This is a genomic window from Parvibaculum sp. (assembly GCF_049672805.1).
In the GTDB taxonomy this organism is placed as follows: domain Bacteria; phylum Pseudomonadota; class Alphaproteobacteria; order Parvibaculales; family Parvibaculaceae; genus Parvibaculum.
In genome coordinates this window covers 1-6439 of sequence record NZ_JBATWS010000358.1, presented here as the reverse complement: position 1 = coordinate 6439, position 6439 = coordinate 1, and the positions used below count along the sequence as shown (strand labels likewise).

Here is a 6439-nt window from a genome sequence, read left to right as displayed (position 1 = left end):
GGCGAGGTGTAACCCGAGCCACATTTTAGCGCGATTCGCGTTATGGTGCGGAAAGGCCGCGCTGTGCTGTCACGGACGCAGCATTATCGCGGAGATCTGACGGCCATAGTCGATTTCGTTGCGATGGGTCGCGCGCCGATAGGAGAAGAAGCGCTTCTCATCCTGATAGGTGCAGTTGCCGAGCGTGATGACCGTGCCGATACCGCCTGCTTCAAGCCGGGCTGACACATAGCCCGGCAGGTTGAACATGAAGTAGTCCGGCTTTTCCGAGGGCTCGAACCATCGGCTGTTTCCTTCTTCTTCCTCGATGAAGCGGGTGCGGAACTCTGGCCCTACTTCATAGGCATCCTTCGAGATGCAGGGGCCGATGGCAGCGGCAATGTCGCCGCGCGTTGCGCCGAGACGGATCATCGCGTCAATGGTCGCTTCGAGAACGCCGCCTATCGCGCCTTTCCAGCCAGCATGGGCGGCACCGATCACGCGGGCCTTCGTGTCCACGAAAAGCACCGGCGCACAATCGGCGGTGAGGACGCCAAGCACGATGCCGGGTGTCGTCGTCACCATGCCGTCTGCCTGCGGGGCATCGCCCGGTGGCCATGGTTCCGTGACCTCGACCACCTCGGCACTGTGAATCTGGTAGAGCGTGACGAGCTTGTCGGCTTCGGCGCTCAGCTTTTGGGCAACACGGGCGCGATTTTCGGTGACGGCGTCGCGCCTGTCATTCGATCCGTGGCCACAGTTCAACGAGGCATAGATGCCCTTTGATACGCCGCCCTCGCGCGTGAAGAAGCCATGATGGATGTGGCCCAGAATCTGGAGGGGTTTTGCCGTCAGCATGTGATGATCCTTATGCGAAACCGGCGGGTATGCCCGCATCCGGCGGCGTGATCGCAAGCACCTTGAAAAGGCTGCCCATCTCCCGCGGATGGGTCAACCGCACAAGGGCGCTTTCTATATCGCGTTTCTGCCTCTCTGTTGCATCGCGCATCAGGCGCTCGGCGCGGGCGCCAATGCCGAGAACGTTGAGAAAAGCCCCTTGTTCCACGGGGCCGTGCGGTGTGGCACCGGCCGCGCGGGCGGCATGGGAAAGCGCTTCGAAATCGACATGGGTGGTGAGGTCCGCTTCGCCCGGCGTGTCGAAAGGATCGGCAAAGGCATGGCGGCGAAGCGCCTGCAGCGTGTCGCCCGGTGCGCTTTTCACATAGCCATAATCGATGATGAGGGCTGCGCCGCCTGTTGCCGCAATGCGGCTCGCAATCTCGCCTGTGATTGCTGTCGCAGGCAGGCAGATTTCCGCAATCGATCCGGGCGGTGCCCTATGAAGAGCAGGGGCGAGTATCAAATCATGGGCGACGGGAACGGGGGCGAGGACCGGGACGAACCGGCCTTCCTGATAGTCCACGCAACGCTCGCACCAGCCGCGTTCCGTGCGTTGATACTGAGTGACGGGTAGCGCGTCGAAAAACTCATTGGCAATGAGAAAGAGCGGGCCTTCGGGCAGTTCCCCGACAGCGGAATGCCACTGTGCTTGCTGCACGCGCTCGCGCTGTGCGGCGCGCAGCGCGGGGCTCGTCTCGACAAAGTGAATGGACGCGGCCTCCGTCATGCCCGGCACGGCGCGGAGCGCGCGCAGGGCGTCTGCCATGAGCGTCCCGCGCCCCGGCCCGAGTTCGGCCAGCACGAAAGGCTTTGGCGCGCCGGATGAGAGCCAGCAATCCGCCAGCCAAAGCCCGACCAGTTCACCAAACATCTGGCTCACTTCGGGAGCAGTCGTGAAGTCACCCTTCGCCCCCAGCGGGTCGCGCGTCATGTAATAGCCGTGCTCGCGATGGCCGAGGCAAAGCGCCATATAATGTGACAGGGGCAGCGGGCCGGTTTCGCGGATCAGGCGAATGAGATGGTCGCGAAGATTGTTGTCGGTCATTTCCGCGGTGCGGCTTTTGCGGGTGCTGCGGGCTGGCGCGCGAAGTGCCAGACAAGGCCAGCGCCGATGATGGCCATGGGGGCGGAGAGCACCATGCCCATGGTGAGCCAGTTGCCCGCGAGGTAGCCGATCTGTGCATCCGGTTCACGAAAGAACTCGACGAAAATGCGCGCGACACCATAGCCGCAGATAAAGGCACCGGTGATGACGCCGGGCTTTTTCAGTGCGGTGAAGCGATGGGTCAGTAGCCAGAGCAGAATGAAAAGCACGATGCCTTCAAGGAAGGCTTCATAAAGCTGGCTCGGATGGCGCGGCAGCGGGCCGCCATTGGGAAAGATCACGCCCCAGGGCATGTCGGTGACGCGGCCCCAAAGCTCGGAATTGATGAAATTGGCAATGCGCCCGAAGAAAAGGCCGATCGTAGCCGCCGCCGCCGTTACATCCATGAGCGAAGCGAAGGCGATGTTGCGTGTGCGTGAAAAGAGATAGGTGGCGACGAGCACACCTGCCGCGCCGCCGTGGAAACTCATCCCGCCTTGCCAGACATAGAAGATTTCAACGGGATGTGCGGCGTAGTGGCCGGGATTGTAGAACAGCACATAGCCAATGCGGCCGCCGAGAATGACGCCCAACGCCACCCAAAGCAGCATGTCATCAACGCCTGCCCTGTTGATGGGAGGCTTGTCCTGCCAGAGGCGCTCCGTGCTGACGAGATGGAGGACATAGCGCCAGCCGAGCACCAGCCCCGCAATATAAGCCAGCGCATACCAGCGAATGGCGAAAGGGCCGATCTCGATCAGAACAGGATCAATATCTGGAAAGGGCATCAGGCTCCAGCTCGCTTCGGCGCGTCTGCGCGGGAATTGGCGGCCAGTTTGGCCTCCCGGGGGCTCAAGTCAAGAAGCACTGCCGGGAGGCCAGCCTGTATCAGAGAGAAGCGTCAGTTTCGCTTCGGAATCACGACGTTCAGTGATTCATAGCCACGCACGAAGGTGGAGTAGGTCCGCTTCGGTTCGCCCGTGACGATGATTTCCGGGAAGCGCTTCAGAATTTCTTCCCAGATGATGGTGAGCTGGAGTTCGGCCAGACGGTTGCCGACGCAGCGATGGATGCCGAAGCCGAAGGAGATGTGCTGGCGGGGGCGTTCGCGGTCGATGATGTAGTCATTCGGGTTGGCGATGACTTCATCGTCGCGGTTGCCCGAGAGATACCACATGACGACCTTGTCGCCTTCGCGGATCTTCTTGCCCTGAAACTCGATATCCTGCGTCGCGGTGCGGCGCATATGGGCAAGCGGTGTCTGCCAGCGGATCGTTTCCGACACCATGGAGGGAATGAGGTCCGGGTTGGCGCGGAGCTTCGCATACTGGTCCGGGTGGCGGTTCAGCGCGAGGACCGAGCCGGAGATCGTGTTGCGGGTTGTGTCATTGCCGCCCACGGTGAGAAGGACGACATTGCCGAAATATTCGCGCGGCTCCATGTTCCGCGTTTCGGGGTGATGGGCGAGCATCGAGATCAGGTCGCCTGTCGGCTCCGCATTCACCTTCTCGTTCCAGAGGCCGGTGAAGAAAGCATTGTAGTCGTTGAAGATCTCAAGCTTCTCTTCAAGCGTTTCGACAAGGCCGCCCGGCATCGGAATGGCCGTCACGACGTCCGACCAGTAGGTGATTTTGCGGCGGTATTCCTGCGGCGCGCCGAAAAGCGTCGCCAGCGTCATCGCAGTCAGTTCCTTCGAGACGAGATCGACCCAGTCGAACTCCTCGCCGATCGGCAGACCATCGAGAATGCCGGCGGCACGTTCGCGAATTTGCGGCGCCATCTGGGCGAGGGCGGAAGGGGCGACAGCGGGGCTGACGGCCTTGCGCTGCACGTCATGGCGGGGCGGGTCCATCGCGATGAACATGGGCAGCGGCTCCATATTCTGCTGGCCGCCGCTGATGGTGATGCCGCCCTTCATGAAGTCGGACGAGAACACCTGGTGGTTCGTATCAACCGCCATGATGTCGTTGTATTTCGTGATCGACCAATAGGGGCCGTATTCGCTTTCCGGCGTGTAGTGGACGGGGTCTTCGCGGCGCAGGCGCTCGAAATAGGGGAGCACCGTATCGCTTTCGAAGAGGGCAGGCTGGGCCGGATCGAGCGTCTCAAGCGGGGCGGCATAGGCCGCGTCGCGGGCGATGCTCTCTTTGGACACTTGCTCGTTCATGGGCTCTCTCTCCTGAGGAATAGTTCTGGTTTTGCCCTGCATCAGAGGCATTCGAACGCTGTTCCGCAATCCTTCAAATTAACGTGATCGGGGTGCGGTGGTCCGTCACTCGGCTTCGGTGCGGTAGATGAGATAGGCACCGCCCGCCAGCATCTTTTCCACCAGTTCGGGCGGCGTTGTGCCAGCCGGGTAGGAGGAAATGGTGGCGGCTATCCCGCGCCCCATTGCCCATATGGCATGGGCCGCATTTTCCTGATGTTCGGGCGAAATGCGGTCATCTTCTGCCACCGCCTTGAGATAGGCGAGGAGTGTGAGGCGTTCCGCCTCACGCAAGGCTTCATGGCGGGCCATCAGCCGTTCATTGAACATAAGCGAAAAGAGCGCCTGCTTCTTCGTGACGAAGTTGAAGAAGGCAAGGGCACTTGCCCGCATGCGCGGCGCATGTTCGGGGAGCGACTGATAATGGGCGATGTCCTCGCGCAGTTCATGGAAGCCGGCGAGAGCGAGGTGAAGCAGCAGTTCTTCCTTGTTCGCGAAGTAGTGATAGATGGAGGCAAGGCCAATCCCCGCGCTGTCGGCAATGGCGCGCAGGCTCAATTCTTCCACGCCCTTTTCCGCTAGGATGCGCATGGCGGCTGTGAGCGTCTTTGCCCGTGTGCCCTCGATCTCGCGCGGTGACGGGAGAGAGGATGTGGTGGTTTCCCCCATCTCGGCTGCGGCATTGTCTTGCGCGGCTGCCTGAAGCGTCTCGCGGATGGTTTTCGGGCCGCCGGTCTTTTTCGGGCTTCGTGTCATGGTGTGCGAACTTTAGCATGGGCCGGGGCAAGACCAATGCCATGAAGAGGCTCGCGCGGGGTGCGGCAGATCGGCGGATTCGCTTTTCGTCGCCGAAGGATTATGTTCCACGGACAGACGCCATCCGGAGCAGCGCCCATGACCCAGACCCAGAACCGCATCTTCGACGAACTCGGTCGCCTTTTCACCAATGCCGCCGGGGCGGCGCAAGGGGTACGGCAGGAAGTCGAAACCGTGCTGAAGGCGCAGGCTGAACGCCTGCTCGCCGATATGGATCTCGTGACGCGCGAAGATTTCGAGGCGGTGCGCGCCATGGCCCAGCTTGCCCGTGAAGAGAATGAAGCGCTGAAAGCGCGGCTGGAGGCGCTGGAAGCAGAGCTTGCGAAGAAGGCTCCGACAGCGACGGAGTGATCGCGGACCTCACCGCCTTTTTCCTTTCGCCTGCTCTCATCCACAGATTCGCTGCGGATTTCCCCATCTATTCCATGCACCGGGCTTGCACCGACTCAACAGGTCGGGCACGGTTGTCTGGTATTCATGGGGCGGGTCGCCCACTAGATGTTGCGTCTGGCTGGGCATAATGCCGGGCGCTCCGGGGAACCCGAGCGGGGTAAGGAATGTCAGGTACTGTCGCCGAAGCGGAAGAATTCGACGGCAATCCCCTTGATCTTCTCGAACAGGTTGCGTCGATTCGTGACTGGTTTTTCGAGCGGAGCCACGAGGATGAACTGAATATCTGTGTTGCCGGGGAGTGGCGGGACTATCAGCTCTCGCTCAACTGGCGGAACGATATTTCGGGCCTTCACATTGCCTGCACGCTTGATCTCCGCGTGCCGCCGGAAAAGCGGCCCGTGGTGCGCCATCTCATCACCCTTATCAATGAGCAGCTCTGGTCGGGTCATTTCGATATCTGGTCGGATGAGGGAGCGGTGCTTTATCGCAACAGCCTGCTGCTTTGCGGTGGGGCAGCGGCGACACCCGAACAATGCGAAGCGCTGCTTCGGCTCGCGATTGAAGCCTGTGAGCGGTATTATCCGGCTCTGCAATTCGTGATGTGGGCGGGGAAATCGGCGGAAGATGCCATTGCCGCTGCCATGTTTGAAACGCAGGGCAACGCCTGAGCTGATGCGGCGCGTGCCGGTTTTCTGCTGAAGATGGTTCAGAAATGACATTCGAGATTGATGGCCCGCTGGTCCTTGTCGGGGCGGGAAAGATGGGCGGTGCATTGCTGTCGGGCTGGCTCGCCAAGGGGCTGACGCCTGATCAGGTGATCGTGCGCGAACCTTCCGCCTCGCCGGAGATTGCAGCACTTGTGGCAAAGGGCCTGTCGCTCAACGCGACTGTGGCCGAGATTGCGGCGCGCAAGCCTGCCCTTGTTCTCATTGCGGTGAAGCCGCAAGCCATGGCCGATGTGCTGCCTGAATGGAAGCTGCTGGTGCAGCCCGGCACGGTGTTCCTCTCCATCGCGGCGGGAACCGGACTCGCGCGGCTTGAGGAATTGCTCGGAGCGGATG

General features: G+C 61.3%; 8 protein-coding genes. 3 read left to right on the top strand and 5 right to left on the bottom strand.

Annotated features, from left to right (window positions below):
* Positions 1-69: 69 nt before the first annotated feature.
* The 5 genes from pgeF to WBF74_RS11210 form a co-directional block, all read right to left on the bottom strand.
* Positions 70-837: a peptidoglycan editing factor PgeF gene (gene pgeF, locus WBF74_RS11230; RefSeq protein ID WP_424439658.1), complete on the bottom strand. Its 768-nt coding sequence runs from the start codon at positions 835-837 to the stop codon at positions 70-72.
* Between the two features lie 10 nt (positions 838-847).
* Positions 848-1924: a class I SAM-dependent methyltransferase gene (locus WBF74_RS11225; RefSeq protein ID WP_424439655.1), complete on the bottom strand. Its 1077-nt coding sequence runs from the start codon at positions 1922-1924 to the stop codon at positions 848-850.
* Positions 1921-2751 (bottom strand): prolipoprotein diacylglyceryl transferase, encoded by an 831-nt coding sequence (lgt, locus tag WBF74_RS11220; RefSeq protein WP_424439652.1) that lies wholly within the window; start codon positions 2749-2751, stop codon positions 1921-1923. The genes WBF74_RS11225 and lgt overlap by 4 nt, the downstream gene beginning before the upstream one ends.
* A gap of 113 nt (positions 2752-2864) precedes the next feature.
* A complete protein-coding gene (locus WBF74_RS11215; protein ID WP_424439649.1) occupies positions 2865-4130 on the bottom strand; it encodes a cytochrome P450 in 1266 nt (421 codons plus the stop codon).
* 105 nt (positions 4131-4235) lie between these two features.
* The gene (locus WBF74_RS11210; protein WP_424439646.1) at positions 4236-4925 is read right to left on the bottom strand and encodes a TetR/AcrR family transcriptional regulator; all 690 of its coding nucleotides are present in this window, start codon (positions 4923-4925) and stop codon (positions 4236-4238) included.
* A gap of 138 nt (positions 4926-5063) precedes the next feature.
* Between WBF74_RS11210 and WBF74_RS11205 the strand changes: the two genes are divergently transcribed.
* The 3 genes from WBF74_RS11205 to WBF74_RS11195 all read left to right on the top strand — a co-directional run.
* Entirely contained in the window at positions 5064-5336 is a 273-nt protein-coding gene (locus tag WBF74_RS11205) for an accessory factor UbiK family protein (RefSeq protein ID WP_424439643.1), read from the top strand.
* A gap of 206 nt (positions 5337-5542) precedes the next feature.
* A complete protein-coding gene (locus WBF74_RS11200; protein WP_424439640.1) occupies positions 5543-6046 on the top strand; it encodes a YbjN domain-containing protein in 504 nt (167 codons plus the stop codon).
* Between the two features lie 44 nt (positions 6047-6090).
* The coding region (locus WBF74_RS11195) for a pyrroline-5-carboxylate reductase family protein (RefSeq protein WP_424439637.1) at positions 6091-6439 on the top strand (349 nt) is incomplete at its 3' end.

What these genes read in the sequence shown, in the direction of transcription:
- WBF74_RS11210 (WP_424439646.1), bottom strand. Translation starts at nt 4,925, where the DNA reads ATGACACGAAGCCCGAAAAAGACCGGCGGCCCGAAAACCATCCGCGAG.
- WBF74_RS11200 (WP_424439640.1), top strand. Translation starts at nt 5,543, where the DNA reads ATGTCAGGTACTGTCGCCGAAGCGGAAGAATTCGACGGCAATCCCCTT.
- WBF74_RS11225 (WP_424439655.1), bottom strand. Translation starts at nt 1,924, where the DNA reads ATGACCGACAACAATCTTCGCGACCATCTCATTCGCCTGATCCGCGAA.
- WBF74_RS11205 (WP_424439643.1), top strand. Translation starts at nt 5,064, where the DNA reads ATGACCCAGACCCAGAACCGCATCTTCGACGAACTCGGTCGCCTTTTC.
- WBF74_RS11215 (WP_424439649.1), bottom strand. Translation starts at nt 4,130, where the DNA reads ATGAACGAGCAAGTGTCCAAAGAGAGCATCGCCCGCGACGCGGCCTAT.
- lgt (WP_424439652.1), bottom strand. Translation starts at nt 2,751, where the DNA reads ATGCCCTTTCCAGATATTGATCCTGTTCTGATCGAGATCGGCCCTTTC.
- pgeF (WP_424439658.1), bottom strand. Translation starts at nt 837, where the DNA reads ATGCTGACGGCAAAACCCCTCCAGATTCTGGGCCACATCCATCATGGC.